Source organism: Roseovarius sp. ZX-A-9 (assembly GCF_028369135.1).
In the GTDB taxonomy this organism is placed as follows: Bacteria; Pseudomonadota; Alphaproteobacteria; order Rhodobacterales; family Rhodobacteraceae; genus Roseovarius.
In genome coordinates, this window is record NZ_JAPWHW010000008.1 from 74,231 (window position 1) to 95,420 (window position 21,190).

Here is a 21,190-nt window from a genome sequence, read left to right on the forward strand (position 1 = left end):
CTCACGCCTCGGCACTCCCCCGCCCAAATCGCATCTGAAGTGAACCAATGACGTGATCTTGTTCAAAAGGCCAGTTATAGTTTGGGGAAAAGCAGTTACAAAACGGGCAGATTCATCGTGCTAAAAATCGTCAAGTGGTTGTTCTATTTGGCTATCCTGGCTTTTGCCGGGCTGGTGGGGTATGCCTATATCGGGCCGTTCTTCGGTGCGGACTTTTCGCCGCCCGTGAACGAGATTCGGCAGGAAATCATTCTTGAGACAGGCTGACGCATTTCTCTTCGTCGGGTGGCTCGCCTTTTGCCTTGGTGGTGCGGCCCACGCTCAGCAACCGCTGTCAGCCATCGACTGGCTGAATGAACCGGGCGCGCCGCCATTGGCCGCGCCCCGGCAGCCCATGCCTGACGAACCGCCCGTCACCACCGGCGTAACCATCCCCGATGTCTCGGTGATGCCCCTCGAAGAGCCCGGACACGAGGCTGTGGGCCTGTTGCCGGCCTCCGTCACCGGCCTGCCGGGCACGCTCTGGTCGGCGAGCCGGGCCGCCGACATCCTGCCGCTCTGGCGGAAAATTTCGGCCGAGCCATTGCCGGCCATCCAGGCGCTCTACTACACGCTGCTTCTGGCCGAGGCCGAGCCGCCACAAGGCGCGAATGGTGCCTTTCTCAGGGCGCGTGTGGATGTGCTGGTCCGGCTGGGCGCCGTGGAACCCGCACAGGCTCTGCTCGAACGCGCAGGTCCAACCACGCCGCAGCTCTTTCCTGCATGGTTCGATCTTACGCTGCTCAGTGGCGACGAAGTGACCGCCTGCACCGCGCTGCGCGACACCCCGGGGCTGCACCCGGGATATGCTGCGCAAATCTACTGCACCGCGCTGACCGGCGACTGGCAGACAGCGGCGCTGCTCTATGACACCGCGCAGGCGCTTGATGTGCTGGCCCCGACCGAAGCGCAGCTTCTCGGCCAGTTTCTTGATCCCGAACTTGCCGAAAACTCGCTGGCGCTAGCGCCGGTTTCGAATCCTTCACCATTGCTCTTTCGGCTCTACGAGGCGGTGGGCATGCCGCTGCCCACTCGCAACCTGCCGCTGGCTTTCGCCACCGCCGATTTGCGCAACATCTCGGGGTGGAAGGCCGAACTGGAGGCAGCAGAGCGCCTTGTGCGCACCGGGGCGCTGTCTGAAAACCGGCTGCTCGGCCTTTACACCGATCAGCGCCCGGCCGCGTCTGGCGGGATCTGGGACCGCGTCGCGGCCGTGCAGAAATTCGAATCCGCGCTGAATGCCGGCGACGTGCAGCAGGTCGCCAGCACCCTGCCCCCGGTCTGGCGCCTGATGCGCACCGAGCATTTGGAAATCCCCTTTGCCCGGCTTTTCTCTGCGCAACTGTCGCAGCTCGACCTGCCGCCTCGTAGCGCCGCCTTGGCCTTTCGGATCGCCCTGCTGACCGGCGATTACGAAGCGGCGGCCGAACGCGCCGGACCAACACGCGCGGCGCGGTTCCTGGCCTCGGTCGCGCGCGGCGCGCCGGATGCCGAACTCGCCATCTCGGGGCGCGAACGTGCCATTGCCGAAGCCTTTGCCAACCCCATAGCGCCCGCCCCCGAACATGCGGCACTACTAACAGCGGGCAAGCTGGGCGAGACAATCCTGTCGGCTGCCAACCAGGCCGATCAGGCCTCGGGCGATCTGGTCGATATCGCGGCCGCCCTTGCCACCCTGCGCGCCGTCGGACTGGAAGACACCGCCCGGCGCACCGCGTTGCAGATTCTGATTCTGGACCGGCTGGAATGACTCCCGGCGCCACATGGCTCTCGGCCTTTCTCGAGGCACAGGCCGCCGAACAGGGCGCGTCCGAAAACACGCTGATGGCCTATGCCCGCGACCTTGGCGATTTTCGCGACTGGCTGGAGCGCGCGGGCCGCAACATCGCGGAAGCCAGCCAGCATGATGTCGAAAACTACCTGATCCACTGCGAGGCACAGGGGTTGGCCAAATCCACCCGCGCGCGCCGCCTGTCGGCGATCAAGCAACTCTACCGTTTTGCCTTCGAGGACCGGCTGCGTGCCGACAACCCGGCGATCCGGATCAAAGGGCCGGGCCGCGAGCAGCGCCTGCCGAAAACCCTGTCCGAAGCCGAGGTGGACCGCCTGCTGGACGCCGCGCGCCATCACGGACGCACCGCGCATGACCGGCTGCGGAACACCTGCCTGATGGAACTGCTCTATGCCACCGGCATGCGGGTCACGGAATTGGTGTCGCTGCCGATCTCAGCGGCGCGCGGCGATCCGCGCATGCTGCTCATTCGCGGCAAGGGCGACAAGGAACGCATCGTGCCGCTGTCATCGCCCGCCCGTGTCGCGCTGGCGGATTGGCTGGCTGATTGCGATCGCCGCGCCGAAGCCGCGCGAGCAAAGGGCGCAACCCCCTCGCCCTACCTCTTTGCCTCGGGGGGCAAGCTGGGGCACCTGACGCGCCATAGGTTCTACGCACTGATCAAGGAACTGGCCATTGCGGGCGGCGTCAGCCCCGCCAAAGTGACGCCGCACACGCTGCGCCATGCCTTTGCCACCCACTTGCTGGCCAACGGGGCCGACCTGCGGTCGATCCAGACGCTTCTGGGCCATGCCGATATCGCCACCACCGAAATCTACACGCATGTGCTGGAGGAACGTCTGAAAGCACTGGTGATGGAGCACCACCCGCTGGCAAAAGAGACCGAATAGACCGCACCGGGGCTCCACACCCTTGAACCCCCCGCCGCCTGCCTCCATAACTTATTCCTGACAAAAGAACCCTGAAGGACCCAATGGACCCCACCGGCGCGACGCTCGACGCGGCATTTTGGCTTACCACCGGCGCAATTCTGGCGCTCCTGATCCTCTCCGGCTTCTTCTCCGGCAGCGAAACCGCCCTGACAGCGGCCTCGCGCGGCAAGTTGCGCGCGCGCGCCGAAAAGGGAGACAAGGGCGCCGAGCGGGCGCTGGCGATCACCGAAGATAATGAACGCTTGATTGGCTCAGTTCTGCTCGGCAACAACCTGGTGAACATCCTAGCCGCCTCGCTCGCCACCGCGCTCTTTACCCGGCTCTTCGGTCAAAACGGCGTGGCACTGGCGACGCTGGTGATGACGCTGCTGGTCCTGATCTTTGCCGAGGTTCTGCCCAAAACCTACGCCATCACCAATGCCGAGATCGCCGCCAGCCGCGTGGCACCGGTGATCACGCTGGTCATTCGCGCTTTCTCGCCACTTGTCGCCGCAGTGCGTTTCCTTGTGCGCGGAATCCTCAGCCTCTTTGGCGTCAAGACCGACCCGGACAGCCATATCCTTGCCGTGCGCGAGGAGATCGCCGGTGCGCTCTACCTGGGCCAGTCCGAAGGCGTGGTCGAGAAGGAAGATCGCGACAGGATTTTGGGCGCGCTTGATCTGGGCGAACGCGCGGTCGAGGAAATCATGCTGCATCGCAGCCAGATCGAGATGATCGATTCCAGTTCCGAGCCGCAGGCGATTCTCGATCAATGCCTGCAGAGCCGTCACACCCGCCTGCCGGTCTTCAAGGACGATCCCGACAACATCATCGGCGTGGTGCATGCCAAGGACCTTTTGCGCGCGATGCACAAGCTGGTGCTGGGCCGCGGCGGAACACCGTCCGCGCTGCGCAATTTCGACGTCGTCAGCGTGGCGATGAAACCCTATTTCGTGCCCGAAACCACGACCCTTGACGACCAGATGCGGCAGTTCCTGCGCATGCGCACCCATTTCGCGCTGGTGGTGGATGAATATGGCACGTTGCAGGGGCTGATCACGCTGGAGGATATCCTCGAGGAGATCGTCGGCGAGATCACCGACGAATTCGACCCCGAGGCCGAGCATTCACTGCGGCGCAGCGACGACAACCAGCTGATCGTCGATGGCGCGATGACCATTCGCGACCTCAACCGCGCCACCGATTGGGCGCTGCCCGACGACGCGGCCAACACCATTGCCGGCCTGGTGATCCACGAAGCGCAGATGATCCCCAAGGTCAATCAGGTGTTCAACTTCCACGGCTTCCGGTTCGAGGTGATCGCCCGCAAGGACAACCGGATCACCAAGCTGAAGATCCGCAAGCTCTAGAGCGGAATGTCGTCATAGGCGCGCGAAGTCAACTTCGTGGCCTGCTTCGTTGTTTCCGCCGTGGCCTCTGACATCGCCTTCATCATCCGGGTTGCCTCGGCAGTATATTGCGCCATGGCGGTCTTGTAGAATTCGGTATGTAACCGCATGACATCCTGTGGCGTCCGGCATTGCAGAAACGCACGCTGCGTTTCCATGTCCTGTTGCAGGCGGTCGGCCACGAACTGCGCACTCTGCGTCATGATGTTCAGCCATTCCGCCACTCCCGGCATACCCGCAAACGCAGCCCCACCGGCCTCGGTTGCCCCATCCTTGCTGGTCGAGTTTTCCATTCCGGCACCTCCTGAAAATGGATCCACCGGGGCGGCGTCATGCCCCCCGCGATCCAAGAGTGACCCTAGCACGCTTTGCGCACCAGCGCCTTGACCAGGATCAAACCCGCGCCGCGCGCAACGCGAAGCGCCTGCCCGCAACGTGCCAAGCACTTTCAGTCTGGAGTCGGACAGAAATCTGCTCTGCGGACAAAGCTACCTTTTAATTTCCAATCAGATGTCGGCCCGATCTGGTCTGATGCTGTCGCCAACGCTAATTTTTCCACCTTGGATTATCGAGCAGTTCAAACCTGAACGATGTATAAGAATATCGTTAACTGATTTTCCCGTAACCAAATCCAAATATCGACATGGCGTGTTCAGGCGACCACCTTCCAACAAGACTTGGCCAACCCAAAACCTCTTACCGACAAGGTGGTTAAGCGGTACATTCTCTGTGGTGAGGTTCCTACGGTGCTCTTCTGGAGCAAGGTCTATGTCGTGATCGCGCTTTAACGCTGCAATCGTTTCGATTTCGATCAAAGTCACCTCTCGAATGTCAGGGAAAGGTGAGTATTTCCCTGTACCAAGAGCATAGCGATCCCCTTCGACACCTACGCCCTGAAGTAGTTGCGCAGATTGTTGGGCGATCATGGGTTTCCGCACGGCGGGTGTTGTATGAATATGTAACAGTCTGCCTTGCCACATTTGAAACCCTCAACATTATTTATTGGTGATATTTTTATCTTCATACCTAAGGCGCAAACTCACAAGGCCATCGGCCGCCAAACCGGCTTCAGGCGTGCGGCTTCTTACTCTTGGGATCAAACGGTCGCTCTGCGAGAGGTCACCGCATCCGCTATGGGGCCGGAAACGGGAACCTTCGCTCAGACGCTTAGTTGCAGCCCTTGGCAGCCCTGGCTGCGGCAATCCTGGCGGCCCTTGCTTCCCTGAACGTGGTCTTGAGCCTTGTGGCGGAAAGGATGGCGACCGCATCAAAGCGCGGTTTGAAATCCTCATTCAATATCCCGCGCCCTGTCGCGAGCTGATAGAGAGTGTGAAACGGATTTGCGTTGCACTCGATAATCAGCGGCCCATCAGGAGTCACGGCGATATCCCAGCCGAAGACGCCAAACTCGGGAAACAAGTCATGAGCCTGCGCAACCAGTTTTTTCACAGCTTCCCAATGCGGTATCTGGTATCCTGCGAAAACCTCGCCATTCACTGGGTGGGCGTCAATCCACTCTGCCTTTACGCCAGACCCGCGTTTGCACCTTACGAGTTTACCGGTCGAAATATCCACTTCTGCGACCATTGATCCCGGCTGCCAGAAATTGTCCGACATGGCCGTTGGTGCAGGGATTTTCCAAGCCGAGTAAAGTGGCTCCACGCCCGTTTCGTCGCGAATGGTCACAACGCGCAGAGTGCCAACAGCCTTTCCCGTCATCTTGCGCATGTCAGGATGCTGCTGGACGGCGGATTGAAAGATAAAGCCTTTATCAAAGTCGTTGTAGGTTTCGTTGGCGAATGTGGCCACGTCGACCTTCTTGCCATTCGCGAGCAGCAACACGCCTGCGCTGCGATCGATATCCTCGATCAATGCGGACCCCACGCTTTTGGAACCTTCAACAGGTTTGCCAAAGATCGGGTAAACCGCAGTGTTGACGAGGAATTCCTTGATATCTTCAATGTCTCGCAGCGCGGGAATGTTGCCATATGAGCGGTCACGCAAAACAACGGCCTGAGTTTTCGTGGTGCGCAAACCCAGTTGCTCCAACAACGCAGAGTACATGACTTTATCGCGAATAAATGACCGCGAGGGTGTTTTCCGAATGGGTGACAGCCTGCGGTTCAGCTTGCGGCTAGCCGTTTCCCCAACAAACTCACGCTTCTGAGCCGCAGAGAGTTTGGGATCGAAAGCGCCGCTGCTATAGTATTCGTGCATGGCGAGTTTGCCCGGCCCCCAGTTCAGCGATACCATCTCGCGAAATTGACGGATCGGCGACACGCTGTACTTTCGAGCAACCTCGACAAGCAAAGGTGCCGCGGGTGCCTTGGGTGCAGGCGGAGCCGCAAGAAGAGCTTTGTCCGCAGTGACTGTCATATCCATATTTTCCTGCCTTTTTTCTGCCTCACCGATTCGATAACGAGAAATTATGGCCATTTTGCGGAAACAATCCCGCAGGATTCCGGGTCCGTTCCAATTTTACAGAAACAATCCCGCAAGACGCCAAGCGGATTCAAAAGTCGGTGTCGCGCTTACGGCTTGGGGTGCAGTGGGCGCAGAGCCTTGGGCACCCGTTGGCGCGCTTCGGCATAGGCTTTGCGCGCATCTTCCAAGGCGAGTCGGGCATCGGTCTTCTGATTGAAATCGCCAAACCGCTCTGCAACCGCTGCTTTTCCGTCCGCATCCAGATAGCGCTCATAGGCCGTCATCGCAGCCAACCCGCGCAGGATACCATGCGCATAGTAGGCGAGCGCCGGGTTCTGCTTGCGAGCGCCCTTGTAGCGTTGCAACTGCACCAGGACATTGTTGGCATCGACCTTTTCCTGGCTCGTCCTGGCCCGATCCACCAGCCCGTCCACATTGGACTTGAAGGCTCTCATGCGCTTGCCCGAGGTTGCCAGCCCCTTGAGGTTGTCCTCGCGCGCATAGTCTTCCAGCTTGTCCTGCGCGCGCTGTGCCGGTCCATTGCGTTTCGCACGCAAGGCGCTGGTATCAGGCACAAAAGGCCCCTCGGGCTTTTTCGCGGCGGCCTTCTTCTTGGGATTTTTCTTTAATACCGGCTTGGCGGGTCTCTTCTTCTTGGTGGCTTTCTTGCTGCCTTTCTTGGAAGGCTTGTACCCGATGTCAGCCCCCCCGCCGCCGGCCTGAGCGGCCGAACCGATAAACGGGCCGAAAGCGCCCGGCAATGGCGCGCCGCCCGGAAAAAACAAAACCAGAGCAACCGCGACGACAAGGATCAAGCAACCCCGGATCATGATTTACCTCCAAAAGATGACGTAGCGTAAGCCTAATTCGGCCATCGGGCAAGTTTACACCCCTCCGACACATCCAGCGCCAGCAACGCGCGCCCTAGGACAAATCCGCCGGGCTCGTGGCTTTGGGGACATTGCGGCGTACATTCGCGTGGGCCGAGCCGCGCAATTCTTCCCGGTCGTCCTCGAACGGCAGCGACCGCAGTGCGCGGAACAGATAGCGGCGCGCTGCGTCGCCAGCGGCCTTTGCCAGCCCGGCATCTGGATGCTGCATCAGCGCGCCCAGTGTCGCCTGAAGATGTTGCTGCACTTCGACCATCGCCGCACCGTCGCGCGCCAGAGAACTGAATCCATCCTCGATAAGATCCGAGGGCGACAAGGGCGGGGCATAAAGCCGGTCCAGCTTGGGCGACGCGTCGGCATCCTCTTCGGTCCAGTAGCTCGACAGGATGCGACCGATCCGGGTGATCACATCAATCGCGGTGCCCGGGTCATTGATCCCCGGCGATAGTGCCTTGGACGCCATTTCCCCCATCACGATCAGGCCAAAGCGCGGATCCTGATCATAGGTCCGCAGATCGCCCAGAATGATGTGGTCGCGGACGAGCGACGCCAGCGAAGCACCGTCTTCGTCCGCTTCGCCCTCATCCGGGTCGTCCCAGTTCCCCCGGACCCAGACCAGCGGCTCGTTCAGGAAAACGAAACTGCCCACCGGCCGCGTCAGGTAAAGCGCCACGTCAAAGCGCTCTGCCGCAGCGTTCAGCCCCTCGGGATAGATATGCTGGACATAGCCGCTTTGCCTGGCGCGGATCGCCGTCAACCCATCCGGCAAATCCCCGATCAGCGGATTGGCCCCCAGGCAGGGCGTCTCCAGCCGCTCACGGAACCGGCGTGTGGTGATCTCCTCGACCTGGCGTGTCGTGTCCAGCAGGCTGCCAAAGGTCTGAAGGTGCAGCACCCAGCGCACCAGGTTGACGACCACGAAGGCCAGCACCAGCACCGTGATCCAGAACAGGACAAAGGCGTGTTCGTCGCCGAAAATCCCCACTTCGCGCAGCACGATCGCGACCAGCGCATAGACATAGGCCCCGATGAACGCGGCCAGCGTCTTCTGTGTGGTCTTGTCCTGCATGATCAGTTGATGCACGCGCGGCGTCCACTGGGTGGACGAACTGCGATAGACCGTGACCATCACCGTCATGCTGAAGATCGTGACCGCCAACATGGCATTGGCGATGATATCCAGCAGCCGGTCGACAGAGACGCCGGTAACGCGGCCCCGGACCTCCTCGGGCAGCCAGATATCGCCCAACTGGGCCAGCCCCAGCGACACAAAGGCCAGCAGACCCATCGCCACGACCCGCACCCATAGCTTGCGCAGATAGCCGCGCGTCATGCGCAGCAGGGTCGCGGGAAGCAGGCGAATATCGTCCATCAGGTAATAACTCCCCAGACGCTCAAAAGTTTCAACCAAGAAGAATTTTGAAGGTGCCTGCTGCCAGATGAACCGGGTCAGCATGTCCGAGCAGGTAACTTTCTGGCAGCCCAACACCCGGCGACATGCAATCGCGACAAGCTCTGTCGCAATCCCACTTGCATGCTTCTGAACATACCCTCACCTTGCCGGGAATCTACAAGGAGACCCATCATGCAGAGATCCACCCGTGTCTGCGTCATCGGCGGCGGTGTCGTCGGCTGCAGCGTGCTTTATCACCTGACCAAGCTGGGTTGGCCCGACGTGATGCTGATCGAGCGCTCCGAGCTGACCAGCGGCAGCACATGGCATGCAGCGGGCGGGTTTCATACCCTCAACGGCGACACCAACATGGCGGCGCTGCAGGGATACACCATCAAGCTCTACAAGGAACTTGAGGAAATTACCGGCATGTCCTGTGGGCTGCACCATGTCGGCGGCATCACGCTGGCCGACAATCAAGACCGCTTCGACATGCTGCTCGCCGAACGCGCCAAGCACCGCTACATGGGCCTTGAGACCGAGATTGTCGGTCCCGAAGAGATTGCCAAGATCGCCCCCGTGACCAACACCGATGGCATTCTGGGCGCGCTCTATGATCCGCTAGACGGGCATCTCGATCCGTCGGGCACAACCCACGCCTACGCCAGGGCAGCGCGTTTGGGTGGCGCCACGATCCAGACCCACTGCAAGGTTCACGAAACCAGGCAGCGCCCCGATGGCACCTGGGACGTGATCACCGACAAGGGAAATGTGCATGCCGAGCACGTGGTCAACGCGGGCGGCCTTTGGGCGCGCGAGATCGCTCAGATGGCCGGCCTCTACCTGCCGCTGCACCCGATGGAGCATCAATATGTCGTCACCGACGACGTGCCCGAAATCGTCGAGATCATCGAGGGCGGTGGCGAGCATCCGCATGTGATGGACCCGGCGGGCGAATCCTATCTGCGGCAGGAAGGGCGCGGCCTGTGTATCGGGTTCTATGAACAACCCTGCAAACCTTGGGCAGTGGATGGCACGCCTTGGAATTTCGGCCATGAACTGCTGCCCGACGATCTGGACAAGATCGAGACCAGCATCGAATTCGCCTATCGCCGCTTTCCGGCACTGGAACGGGCCGGTGTGAAATCTGTCATTCACGGCCCCTTCACCTTTGCCCCCGATGGCAACCCTCTGGTGGGGCCGGTGCCGGGGATGCGCAACTACTGGTCCGCCTGCGGCGTCATGGCGGGGTTCAGCCAGGGCGGCGGTGTCGGGCTGATGCTGGCGCAATGGATGATAGAAGGCGAATGCGAGCGCGACGTGACCGCGATGGACGTGGCGCGCTTTGGCGACATCATCACGCCGGGCTACACCCTGCCCAAGGTGATCGAAAACTATCAAAAACGGTTCTCGGTCTCCTACCCCAACGAGGAACTGCCCGCGGCCCGTCCGTTCCGCACCACACCGATGTACGACATTTTTGATGGCATGGGCGCGGTCTGGGGCCAGCAATTCGGGCTGGAGGTGGCCAACTACTTTGCCGAGGGCGACGAGCCGCGTTACGAGACGCCCTCCTTCCGCCGCTCCAACGCTTTTGACGCCACCGCCCGCGAGGTCCGTGCAGTGCGCGAGGCGGTCGGCATCAACGAAGTGCATAATTTCGGCAAGTATTTGGTCACAGGCACGGGCGCGCGCGCCTGGCTGGACCGGATCATGGCAGGACGTATCCCGAAACCCGGACGGCTCAGCCTGACGCCGATGCTGTCGCCCAAGGGGCGACTGCTGGGCGATTTCACCGTTTCGTGTCTTTCGGATCAGGCGTTTCAACTGACCGCATCCTACGGCGCGCAGGCCGTGCATATGCGCTGGTTCCAGCGCAACGAGGCCGAGGACGTAAAGGTCGAGAATGTCAGCGACCGGCTGAACGGGTTCCAGATCGCCGGCCCGAAGGCGCGAGAGGTTCTGATGGCCTGCACGCGCGCACCCATCGGCGACATGGCGTTCATGGACCTGCGCCACGCCAATATCGGCATGGCCGAATGTCTGGTGCAACGGGTCAGCTATACTGGCGATCTGGGGTTCGAGATCTACTGTGATCCGATGGTGCAGCGCGCACTGTGGGATACCCTGTGGCAGGCCGGGCAGGAACACGGCATGCGCCCCTTTGGCATGCGCGCCATGATGAGCCTGCGGCTGGACAAGTTCTTTGGCTCCTGGCTCAATGAGTTTTCGCCAGACTACACGCCTGCCGAAACCGGCATAGACCGGTTCATTCAATGGTCGAAAAACACCGATTTCATCGGCCGTGCCGCCGCCGAGGCCGAGCGTGACAAGGGCGCAGCGCGCAAGCTCTGCGCCTTCGAGGTGGACGCACTGTATGCCGATGTTGCTGGATACGAGCCCGTGTGGCACGAGGGCGCCGTGATAGGCTTTTGCACCTCGGGCGGCTATTCGCACCATGCGGGCAAGTCGATCGCCATGGCGCTAATCCCCAAGGACAAGGCACAGGACGGGCTGGAGGTGGAGATCGAGATCTTGGGCGAGATGCGGCCCGCCACGCTGATCACCACGCCGCTTTTCGACGCCGATGGCGCACGCATGCGCGGGTGAAGCTCACCCGCGCGGCCCGCGCGTCTAGGTCTTTCGCGGCGTGATCCGTAGCCAGATCCCGTCCTTGCCGCGCACGGTCAGATGCGCCACCGGCATGGCGGGGCGCTCGGGCGCCAGATCGAACCGGTAACTGCGCAGCAGCATCGCCAGCAGCAGCGCCCCCTCGATCATGGCGAACCCTGCCCCGGTGCAGACCCTCTGCCCGGCCGAAAACGGCATATAGGCGCTGCGCATACAGGCCTTTCCGTTCTCGGTTGCGTAGCGGCCCGGATCGAACGCATCGGGCGCATCCCACAGGCGTTCGTGCCGGTGCAGGTGCCAGGGGCTGAGCACGATCTGAGCCCCCGCCGGCACGTCGCGCCCACGGAACACTTCAGGCTTGGACGCCTCGCGCACCATCATCGGCACCGGCGGATACAGGCGCAGCGTCTCGCGGAACACGTCGCGGGTGATCCGCAGTTTCGACACATGGCCGAACTCCGGCGTGCCATCGCCAAATGTGGCCTGAGCCTCTGCCGCGACCTGCTCTTGCCAATCTGGGAAAAGTGCCAACAAATAGAGCGCCCAGGCCAGCGCCGAGGCGCTGGTTTCGTGACCGGCCAGAAAGAAGATGGCCACCTGATCTACCATTTCATCCGTGGCAAAGGTCTTGCCATCAACCGGATCGGGTGTGGTCATGATCTTGGTCGCCAGATCGTCCGGGGCTGTCCCGGCTTCGATCTCGGCCATCCGCGTGGCGGTCAACTGCGTGATCAACCCACGAATGACCGCCGCCGTCGCCTTGGTCTTGCGCGCGTGAAAACGGGGCACCCATCGCGGCAGCGGCAGCAGCGCGCCCAGATTGACCACCGGCTGCGCGCGCTGATGCTCGCGAAACTCGGCAAAAACCCGCGCGGCGATCTCGTTCTCGATTGGGATCGAGAACAGCGTGCGAAAGATCACATCCGCCGCCACATGGCTGGTCTCGGCCTCGATCTCTTGCGCGCGGCCATCGGCCAGCACCGCCAATCGGGCCACGGCGCTTTCTCCGGCAGCCGCCATTGCCGGGAACACGTCGCGCAACCGCCCGCCCTCGAACGCCGGGTCGATGATCCGGCGCTGCCGTTTCCACACCTCGCCATTGGTGACAAAGACCGAATTGCCCAAGAGTGGCGTCAGCCCCTCGCGGATTCGGTTCGATTTGGGAAAATCATCCGGCCGCTGTTTCAGCACCAGATCGACCAGTTCGGGCTGATTGCACATGTAGGAGCGGAAGAACGGCGTGCGAAACTCGGCCATCCACGCGCGATAAAGCCGCGCGGGCTGCGCCGAGAGAATATCCTGCCGAAAGAGCCGCAGATAGCGCCAGAGCGAAACGCGCCCCTCGCGCGCCGGGGGTTTCGGCGGCAGGATGGTCATGCGGCGATGTCCCGGAACTTGTTCACCGGCTTCTCGATCCGGCTCTTGGACGGGGCGCGCCCGGCATAGCGAGTGGCCAGCGTCTGCGGCCCTGCGGTGATCTGGAAGTAATCGTAGTCGCCGGGCCGGTCAAAGGCGCACATATACTGGAAATGCAGCCGGAAGAACTTCCACCGCAATTCCTTCCAGCGCGCGGCACTCAACGTCTGGGTAAAGGCCGCCGACAAGACCAGCGGCCAGCGCTTCGCGTCCGTGGCCACTCCGGAAACCGCGACAGGATCGCACAGCGCGAAGGCGCAGCCATCGCCCGGCGCGGTCACATCCACCCAGGTCAGCTCGTCGCGCTCGCTGAGATATTGCAGATCGGCGCGCAGCCGTTGCGCATCGGGCAGGAAGGACACCATCGGCACCACCTGCCCCAGTGACAGGAACGACAAAGTCGGGCCATTGGCAGGCACCCGGCGGGCGCGGATCAGATCGGCCAGGATCGACACCGCCAGATGCGCGCCTGACGAATGCCCCACGACCAGAACCTCCTGCACATCGGTGGTCAGTGCCGTGGCGATCTCATCGGTGAATTCGGCCATCCGCGCCTCCAGTTCGGGCGGATTGGCGCCGCGGTAGCGCGCGGAATAAGCGTAGTCATGCATCAGGTAGTAGGCAAAAAACTTGCCATCCTTCTTGCGAAACCATTCCAGCACGAATGGCACGGCGATCAGCCCCGCCCAGACCAGCCACGGGTGGATCAGTGCCAGCAACTGCCCCAGCCCCCAGGCCAGCGCCAACGCCAGCACCAGTTGCACCAGCAGGAACGCCACCGGATAAAGCGCCGCGATCACCGGCCCCTTGCGCAGCCGCATCAGCCGCCCCAGCGCCCCGCTCGCGATATAGGTCCAGGCGGTGCGGATCAGTTGCAGGTAGGTGGCGACGATCCCCTGCTCCATCGAGGAGCGCACGATGTCCGACCAGACAAGCACATCGAATTCGGCGCGCACCTCGGTCCCGTCAATGGCACTCTCCACCCGCCAGCCATAGCGCGCCGTGCCGGTCTTGGGCTTCAGGGTGATCTCGTAGCCCGAAATCGCCGCCTGCGCCGCGCTTTCGCTGCGGTACAGCTCGCGGTAGCGGCGCGGATGAATCGGATCATAGCCGGGGATGTAAAACACCCGGCGCGAGGTCACGGTCTTGTTCGTCATGCTGCTCATGCCTTGGCCCCGAGGGCTTTGCCTTTCGGCAATGCTAGCGCATCAGTTGGGCAAGAGTAAGGCTCGCGGTCCGGCCACTGCCTCTGCGCGGCGCCCCCTTCAGAAGATGGGCTTTAGCCCAACACCGCCAGCGCCGGGAACACCTCGAGCAGCCAGAAGGCAAAGGCCGAGAACCCGCCGGTCAGCATCAACAGACCGATGGTCCAGAGCAACAGGCCCATGACCCGCTCGATCTGCTCCATATGCCGCTTCATCCAGCCCATCGTGCCGGTGAGGCGTGGCAGGAAAGCCGCGACCAGCAGAAAGGGCACACCAAGGCCGATGGCATAGACCGCCAGCAGCAAGGTCCCGCGCGCCACAGATGCCTCTGACGCCGCAAGGCTGAGAATCGCGCCCAGTTGCGGGCCGATGCAGGGCGTCCAGCCAAAGGCAAAGGCCAGCCCCAGCACATAGGCGCCAAAGGCCGTGCCGCCCCGGTCGCCCGCATCCATCCGTGCCTCGCGGTCAAGGAAGCCGATCCGGTAGACACCGACGAAATGTGCCCCGAATACCATCACCATGATACCGGCCACGGTGTTGAAAACACTCTGGTATTGCAGGAACATCGTGCCGACGACCGACGCGGTGAATCCCAGCAGTAGAAAGATGGTCGACAAGCCCAGAACAAAGAACAGCGCCGGAACCAGAGCCCGATTGCGCGCGCCGCGATCCGTGCTGAGATCGCTCACCGTCACGCCCCCCATATAGGCCAGATAGGGTGGCACGATGGGCAGCACACAGGGGCTGAGAAATGACAGAACGCCCGCGATCAGCGCAACGACCATCGCGGGAATCAGGCCCGCATCTATGATTTCGATTCCGAACATGCCTCGGCTTAGCGCATTAAACCGGCGGCGTCACCGCGCGCAATGTCACAAGGTTGTGGACAGCGGCTGGGTGCGCGATTATCTGCGCCGATATGGAGACACTCGATGCCATCGGGCTGCTTTGCCCCCTGCCCGTCCTCAAGCTGCGCAAGCGGCTCAAGGCGCTGCCACAAGGCGGCGAGATAGAGTTGTGGGCTGACGACCCGGCAGCCGTCATCGACGTGCCGCATTTCTGTGCGCAGGCGGGGCATACCCTCTTGTCAGTGACAGAGACCGAGGGCCACAGCATTTACCGGATCCGGAAAGAAAACTGACCGGCGGGCGGATCGTAGGCCGCGCGCCGGTCAGAATGAGCTTTTCACAAAGAAGAAAGTAGGGGCATCAGTGCCCTGAAGCGTTGAGCGCTTTTTCCCGATCCGGGAAAAAGCTCTCGCATCAGCGGCCCAGAGACCACCAGCCCTTGCGCTTGGGTTTGTCTTCCTGGACTTCCGCCTCGGGTTCCGGGGCGGGCGGTGTCGCAGGTGCTTCCTCGACAACGGCTTGCGGTACCACTTCCGGCTCGGGCGCAGGTTCCGGCTCGGGCGCAGGCACAGCGGCCAGTTGCGGCGCAGGCTCTGCTGCCGGCGCAGGTTCGGGTGCGGGCTCTGGTGCAGGCTCCGGCGCGGGCGCGACATCCGGCACGGCCGCGACAGGCTCGGCTGCAACATCGGCTTTCTTGGCGCGCGGCTTGCGGGTCCGTTTGGGCTTGGGCGCCTCTTCAGCCGCTTCAACCGGCGTGGCGGCATCCGGCGCAGAGCCATCGGCAACTGCCTCGGTGGTCGCCTCGGCCTCCACGACGGCCTTCTTGGCCCGCGGTTTACGGGTGCGCGTGGGCTTCGGCTTGGCCGGTGCCTCGGTCGCGGCCTCTTCGGTCGTAGCAGCTTCGCTCACGGGCTCTTCGGCGGCGGGGCCATCGGCCTTCGTCACCTGCGCATCGGCACCGGCATCCGGGCCGTCCGCTGTCACCTTGGCGTCATCCGCAGCATCGTCGCCGTTGCCGTCACCGTTTGTGCCGTTGTTCTCGCCATCGTTGCGGTTCTTGCCACCGCGGCTGCGGCTGCGACGCCGACGGCGGCGCTTCTTGGGCTTGTCATCCCCGTCACCGTCGCCGTTACCATTGCCGTTGTCATTGCCGTTGGATGCGTCGGTCTGATCGTCGTCGTCATCGTCTTCGACCTCTTTCGCGCGCTCGTCGATATCATCCATCAATGAGCTGTCCACCGACACCACAGGGGTCGTCACTTCGGGAACGGCACGAGTTGCGGTCTTGAACTTCTCGAGCGTGAAATCGGGGCTGATCAGGCTGGGATCGCCCTCGATCCGCACCGACAGGCCATAGCGTGCCTCGATCTGCGCCACATGCTCGCGTTTCTGGTTCATCAGGAAGTTGGCGATGCCCACAGGCGCGCGCACCAGAACTTCGCGCGAGCGGCGGCGTACGCCCTCTTCCTCGATCTGGCGCAGGATGTTGAGCGCAAGATTGTCGTCCGACCGAATCAGGCCGGTGCCGTGGCAGGATGGGCATGGCTGCGTCGTCGCCTCGATCATGCCGGGGCGCAGACGCTGGCGGCTCATCTCCATCAGGCCAAAGCCCGAGATGCGGCTTACCTGAATGCGCGCGCGATCGGTCTTGAGCTTGTCCTTCATCCGCTTTTCGACGGCGGCGTTGTTCTTGCGCTCGTCCATGTCGATGAAGTCGATCACGATCAGACCGGCAAGGTCACGCAGACGCAACTGGCGGGCCACCTCTTCGGCGGCTTCCAGGTTGGTCTTGGTTGCGGTCTCCTCGATCGAGCCTTCCTTGGTGGCGCGGCCAGAGTTGACGTCGATGGCGACCAGCGCCTCGGTCACGCCGATCACGATATAACCACCCGATTTCAGCTGAACCGTCGGGTTGAACATCGAATTGAGATACGATTCCACTTGGAACCGCGCAAAGAGCGGCATCGTATCGGTATAGTGGCGCACGTTCTTGGCGTGGGACGGCATGATCATTTTCATGAAGTCCTTGGCGATGCGGTAGCCGCGCTCGCCCTCTACCAGAACTTCGTCGATCTCGCGGTTATAGAGGTCGCGGATCGAGCGTTTGATCAGGTCGCCCTCTTCGTAGATTTTCGCGGGCGCGATGGATTTCAGCGTCAGTTCGCGAATCTGCTCCCACAGACGCTGAAGATATTCATAGTCGCGCTTGATCTCGGATTTCGTCCGTTTGGCACCGGCGGTGCGCACAATGAGGCCCGCGCCCTTGGGCACGTCGATCTCGTTGGCGATTTCCTTCAGTTTCTTGCGATCCGGTGCATTGGTGATCTTGCGGCTGATTCCACCACCGCGCGCGGTGTTGGGCATCAGAACGCAATAGCGGCCCGCGAGCGAAAGGTAGGTGGTCAGCGCCGCGCCTTTGTTGCCGCGCTCTTCCTTGACGACCTGCACCAGCAGGATCTGGCGAACCTTGATGACTTCCTGAATCTTGTACCGCTTGGGGCGCGGTTTGCGCGGCGGCCGGATGTCGTCGTGATCGTCCTCGTCGGCGACCACCTCGATGCTGGCGTCCTTGCGGGCGGCGCGGGGCGTCGAGTCGCTGTCATTGTTGTCGTCGTCATGGTCGCCGTTGTCATCATCAGTGTCGGCGTCAGCCTGACCGGCATCGACCTGATCTTCGTCGTTATGATCCGTATCCGCCTGATCGTCGTTACCCGGCTCTTCCACCGGGGTTTCGGCGACACGCTCCATGGGCGAGCTGCCCTCTTCGCTCTCGCTGAGGTCGATCGTCTCCATGCCCGAGATTTCGCCATCGGCCACTTCGGCCGTCTGGGTGGCGTCATCGGAATGCGCCTTTTCGGCCTTGGACCGGCCTCGCCCGCCGCGCGAACGGCGCTTGGGCTTGCCCTCGTCGTCTTCGGCCTTTTGGGCCTCGGCATAGGCGCGCTCTTCTTCCATCAGCGCCTCGCGGTCGGCGATGGGGATCTGGTAATAATCGGGATGGATTTCCGAGAACGCGAGGAACCCGTGGCGATTTCCGCCATAATCGATGAAGGCCGCCTGAAGCGACGGCTCAACCCGCGTTACTTTTGCAAGGTAGATATTGCCAGCAATCTGGCGCTTGTTTTCGGATTCGAAATCGAATTCCTCAACCTTGTTTCCGTCAACCACCACGACGCGAGTCTCTTCCGCGTGGGTGGCGTCGATAAGCATTTTCTTAGCCATGTTTTCCGTGTGCACCCGGGCAAGCCTACCTGCCCCGGTGGGGCATAGGATCGCAAGGGGTGTCTGATAAAGGCGACCGAGCGCAGACATGCAAAAACGCGGGTGCCAAGAATGGCCCCGCTCAGTGTCCTTGCCTCATTCACGCGCGTCATCGCGGTTTTTCTCCGGCACCTCGACGAGATACCCATTCAGGGCCGGGCATTCCCGCATTCCGGGTGCCTGGCATATATGTGATCCCGTACTCCGGGATCCGATCGGCCTGCTCAAAACTACCGGAAATTTCCTGGGAAGGTCTGAAACAGCGAAACTCAATGGACTACACCAATGGGTGAATTATCCTGAAACCATACTAATGGGTGCGATGCGTGAATGACAATGCAGAAAATCGCAACATTGGCCCGGCAACCATGGCGGAATGACCTTAAACGATGAAAATAGCGGCAAAAAAAGAAAACTGCACGCCGAGCTTGGCTCAGTCGCAATTCGCAGACAGCCAGTCTTGCAGGATTTTCACCTCTACGCCGTAGGCTGCGGCCTCGTCGGCGGCATGGTTTTCAGGCATTTGTGCCCAAGCGTAGTAGCCAGATGCCGGTGCCGAAATCCCGTCAATATACAGGCCCGTCGCACCACTTCGTTCCTTCCAGTTCACCGTCGTTCCGTCAGGCGCCACATATGTCGGCGGGCTATTGAATTTCCGGCAGAGCGCGCGGTGCCTTGCCTCATGTTCGAAGGCCGCCTTCATCACGATGGCAGGCACGCAGCTTTGTGCCGCCTCCTTGGGGTGCATCATCTTGATGGCACAGCTAATCGGGTGGGTCTGGGCAAAGGCGCCGGGTTGCAACTCACTGGGCTTGAACTTGGCCGCGATCTTTGCCCCTTGCGCTGCAATCTGATCCGGCGAGTCCAGCGCAACAGAACTGGGTGTTGTTTCCGACGACACCAGATCGTCGTAGCTATACCTGTGCTCACGCGGCGGCAGTTGGTGGAGCTGCCGGTTGGAATCCATCCAGAAATTCTGGCCCGAGTCGCTGCCGCGCAACCCGAGGGCGCGCGCGTGGGCAATCAGGTCCTTGTCCTCGTAGGCCGCTTTTTGTTTGCTCACGTGATCCAGCTCCAGCCGCACCTCGCCGCAAATACAGGGCGCCGCCCTGCCCTTCCCCGTCAGCTCCAGTGAAATATTAAGGTCCGACTTGCCCATCGCGACAAGCATCGGAGGCAGGAACATCTTTAGCGTAGCTGCCTCTGACATCGCGCGGCTGGCAGCCAATTGCGCCACATACTCGCCGCTTGCCATATCCAGGGGTGGCTCTCCGGCACTCAACTCGTAGATGAACGGCCCCCCAAAGGGTGACGGCTCCACCCCGATCCATGCAGCTTTTTCCGGCTGGCAAAAAAGGGGTACATCAATATCCGGTGCGCCGCGGCGTTTGGCCTGAAGGCGAATTTGCGTCGGGCAGGTCGACTCGTCGCCGTCCAGATGGGTCAGTGTGAACGGGTCAGTCTTGCCATATGTGCCCTCACTGGGCAGCGGATTACAGCCGCACCCCTGCGCGACAGCAGCGCCGCCCCAGAGATGGAGCGCGAACAGAAAAATCCCAAACCGCCTAAAATGACCCGTCATCACCTAGTGTCCCCGACTGGGGCCTGATCCGACTGGCGCAATTGCCTACAGGTAGTCGGACCGTTGTAGCCCGTATTTCGCCATCTTCTCGTTCAATGTCCGTCGCGGCAAGCATAATTCATCCATGACGGCGGCGATGCTGCCCTTGTGGCGGCGCATCGTGTTGTCGATCAGCATCCGCTCGAACGCCTCGACATATTCCTTCAACGGCTTGCCTTCGGTGGTCATCACCGGCTGCATGTCCTGATGATCGCTCATCAGCAGCGAAACGATCGTGCCCGACCCGCGCCGCGATTGCAGCACCGCGCGTTCGGCCACGTTGAAGAGTTGTCGCACATTGCCCGGCCAGGGCGCCTGCAACAGCTGTGCCGCCTCCTGCGCGCTCACCTGTGGCGGCTCGCAGCCATAGTCATCCGCGAACTGGTCAGCGAAGCGGGTAAACAGCGTCAGGATATCCTCGCCGCGCTGCCGCAAAGGTGGCACCGTGATGCGCAGGCTCGCCAATCGGTAGAACAGATCCGAACGCAGCGCATCCTCGGATGTCTTACCCTCGTCCTGCAGGTTCGAAATCGCGACGATGCGGGTCTCAGGCGGTGTACCTTCCTCGTTCAGATAGGTCAGCAGCCGCGCCTGCGCGCTATCGCTCAGCGCCTCGATATCCTCGATCACCAGCGTCCCGCCGCGCGCCTCTTCGACCGCGGGCAAACGGCTGTCCTCGGGGTTCATCGGGCCAAACAACCGCTTGAGAAGTGCGTCTTCCTCGTGGGCCGCGCAGGATACCAGAACGAATTTCTTCCCCGCGCGTGCCCCGACCGCATGCAGAGCATGCGCCACCAAAGTCTTGCCGGTGCCGGTCTCGCCGTCGATCAGCACATGCCCGTCGGCCTGCCCCAGATCAAGGATATCCTCCTTGAGACGCTCCATCACCGGGCTGGAGCCGATCAGCTTTTTCATCAACTGGGTGCCGTCGCTCAACTCGCGCCGCAGCGCCCGGTTGTCCAGCGTCAGGCGGCGGGCATTGGTGGCTTTCTTGGCCAGTTCGGTCATGCGGTCCGGGTTGAACGGCTTTTCCAGGAAATCATAGGCACCGACGCGCATGGCCTCGACCGCCATCGGCACATCGCCATGCCCGGTGATCATGATCACCGGCAATGAACTGTCCGCGCCCATCAGCTTTTTCAGAAACTGCATGCCGTCCATGCCGGGCATCTTGATATCTGACACCACGATGCCCGGATAATCCGGGCCGAGCTTCTTCAGCGCATCCTCGGCCGAAGAGAAGGTTTCGGTGTCATATCCCGACAGGGCCAGCCATTGGCTGATCGACTGACGCATGTCTTTTTCATCATCCACGATGGCGATCTTCATGGCATTGGCCATGGGCGTCCC

General features: G+C 61.8%; 17 protein-coding genes. 6 read left to right on the top strand and 11 right to left on the bottom strand.

The genetic code is table 11. The annotated features are described in order from the left end of the window. Window positions 1–117: 117 nt before the first annotated feature. The 4 genes from O3306_RS09645 (at window position 118) to O3306_RS09660 (ending at window position 4,112) form a co-directional block, all read left to right on the top strand. Window positions 118–267, top strand: coding sequence for a hypothetical protein (locus O3306_RS09645; RefSeq protein WP_272006271.1), 150 nt, complete (start codon window positions 118–120; stop codon window positions 265–267). Further along, window positions 254–1,789 (top strand): hypothetical protein, encoded by a 1,536-nt coding sequence (locus O3306_RS09650; RefSeq protein WP_272006273.1) that lies wholly within the window; start codon window positions 254–256, stop codon window positions 1,787–1,789. The genes O3306_RS09645 and O3306_RS09650 overlap by 14 nt, the downstream gene beginning before the upstream one ends. Beyond that, a complete protein-coding gene (locus O3306_RS09655) occupies window positions 1,786–2,721 on the top strand; it encodes a site-specific tyrosine recombinase XerD (RefSeq protein ID WP_272006275.1) in 936 nt (311 codons plus the stop codon). Before O3306_RS09650 ends, O3306_RS09655 begins: the two co-directional genes overlap by 4 nt. A gap of 83 nt (window positions 2,722–2,804) precedes the next feature. Next, on the top strand, window positions 2,805–4,112 hold the full coding sequence (locus O3306_RS09660; protein WP_272006277.1) for an HlyC/CorC family transporter: 1,308 nt from the start codon (window positions 2,805–2,807) through the stop codon (window positions 4,110–4,112). Here O3306_RS09660 and O3306_RS09665 read toward each other — a convergent pair. The 5 genes from O3306_RS09665 to O3306_RS09685 all read right to left on the bottom strand — a co-directional run bounded on the left by O3306_RS09665 (window position 4,109) and on the right by O3306_RS09685 (window position 8,876). Further along, window positions 4,109–4,444 carry a phasin family protein gene (locus tag O3306_RS09665; protein WP_272006279.1) on the bottom strand — a complete coding sequence of 112 codons (336 nt, stop codon included), beginning with the start codon at window positions 4,442–4,444 and terminating at the stop codon, window positions 4,109–4,111. The genes O3306_RS09660 and O3306_RS09665 overlap by 4 nt on opposite strands. A 213-nt stretch (window positions 4,445–4,657) precedes the next feature. Continuing rightward, window positions 4,658–5,077, bottom strand: a complete 420-nt coding sequence (locus O3306_RS09670; RefSeq protein ID WP_272006281.1) for an MOSC domain-containing protein — start codon at window positions 5,075–5,077, stop codon at window positions 4,658–4,660. Window positions 5,078–5,318: 241 nt separating this feature from the next. Further along, window positions 5,319–6,587 carry a sugar-transfer associated ATP-grasp domain-containing protein gene (locus tag O3306_RS09675; RefSeq protein ID WP_272006283.1) on the bottom strand — a complete coding sequence of 423 codons (1,269 nt, stop codon included), beginning with the start codon at window positions 6,585–6,587 and terminating at the stop codon, window positions 5,319–5,321. A 95-nt stretch (window positions 6,588–6,682) separates the two neighbouring features. After that, window positions 6,683–7,405: a hypothetical protein gene (locus O3306_RS09680; protein ID WP_272006286.1), complete on the bottom strand. Its 723-nt coding sequence runs from the start codon at window positions 7,403–7,405 to the stop codon at window positions 6,683–6,685. 94 nt (window positions 7,406–7,499) lie between these two features. Further along, window positions 7,500–8,876 carry a DUF2254 domain-containing protein gene (locus tag O3306_RS09685; protein WP_334312348.1) on the bottom strand — a complete coding sequence of 459 codons (1,377 nt, stop codon included), beginning with the start codon at window positions 8,874–8,876 and terminating at the stop codon, window positions 7,500–7,502. Window positions 8,877–9,050: 174 nt separating this feature from the next. Here O3306_RS09685 and O3306_RS09690 point away from each other — a divergent pair, with 174 nt between their 5' ends. Beyond that, a complete protein-coding gene (locus O3306_RS09690; protein ID WP_272006289.1) occupies window positions 9,051–11,468 on the top strand; it encodes a GcvT family protein in 2,418 nt (805 codons plus the stop codon). Window positions 11,469–11,492: 24 nt separating this feature from the next. Here the strand turns inward: O3306_RS09690 and O3306_RS09695 are convergent, their stop codons facing one another. From O3306_RS09695 to O3306_RS09705, 3 genes are all read right to left on the bottom strand, one after another. After that, a complete protein-coding gene (locus O3306_RS09695) occupies window positions 11,493–12,866 on the bottom strand; it encodes a cytochrome P450 (RefSeq protein WP_272006292.1) in 1,374 nt (457 codons plus the stop codon). Beyond that, entirely contained in the window at window positions 12,863–14,062 is a 1,200-nt protein-coding gene (locus O3306_RS09700) for a hypothetical protein (RefSeq protein ID WP_272006294.1), read from the bottom strand. The genes O3306_RS09695 and O3306_RS09700 overlap by 4 nt, the downstream gene beginning before the upstream one ends. 122 nt (window positions 14,063–14,184) lie before the next feature. Beyond that, a complete protein-coding gene (locus O3306_RS09705) occupies window positions 14,185–14,937 on the bottom strand; it encodes a cytochrome c biogenesis CcdA family protein (protein WP_272006296.1) in 753 nt (250 codons plus the stop codon). 92 nt (window positions 14,938–15,029) lie between these two features. On the opposite strand from O3306_RS09705, the gene O3306_RS09710 reads away from it, so the two are divergent. Beyond that, window positions 15,030–15,251 (top strand): sulfurtransferase TusA family protein, encoded by a 222-nt coding sequence (locus tag O3306_RS09710; protein ID WP_272006299.1) that lies wholly within the window; start codon window positions 15,030–15,032, stop codon window positions 15,249–15,251. A 121-nt stretch (window positions 15,252–15,372) separates the two neighbouring features. Here O3306_RS09710 and O3306_RS09715 read toward each other — a convergent pair whose 3' ends face one another. The 3 genes from O3306_RS09715 to O3306_RS09725 form a co-directional block, all read right to left on the bottom strand. Beyond that, window positions 15,373–18,180 carry an Rne/Rng family ribonuclease gene (locus O3306_RS09715; RefSeq protein ID WP_272006301.1) on the bottom strand — a complete coding sequence of 936 codons (2,808 nt, stop codon included), beginning with the start codon at window positions 18,178–18,180 and terminating at the stop codon, window positions 15,373–15,375. A 472-nt stretch (window positions 18,181–18,652) separates the two neighbouring features. Beyond that, the gene (locus O3306_RS09720; protein ID WP_272006304.1) at window positions 18,653–19,801 is read right to left on the bottom strand and encodes a hypothetical protein; all 1,149 of its coding nucleotides are present in this window, start codon (window positions 19,799–19,801) and stop codon (window positions 18,653–18,655) included. A gap of 45 nt (window positions 19,802–19,846) precedes the next feature. Then, the gene (locus O3306_RS09725) at window positions 19,847–21,181 is read right to left on the bottom strand and encodes a sigma-54-dependent transcriptional regulator (RefSeq protein ID WP_272006306.1); all 1,335 of its coding nucleotides are present in this window, start codon (window positions 21,179–21,181) and stop codon (window positions 19,847–19,849) included. Window positions 21,182–21,190 lie beyond the last annotated feature (9 nt).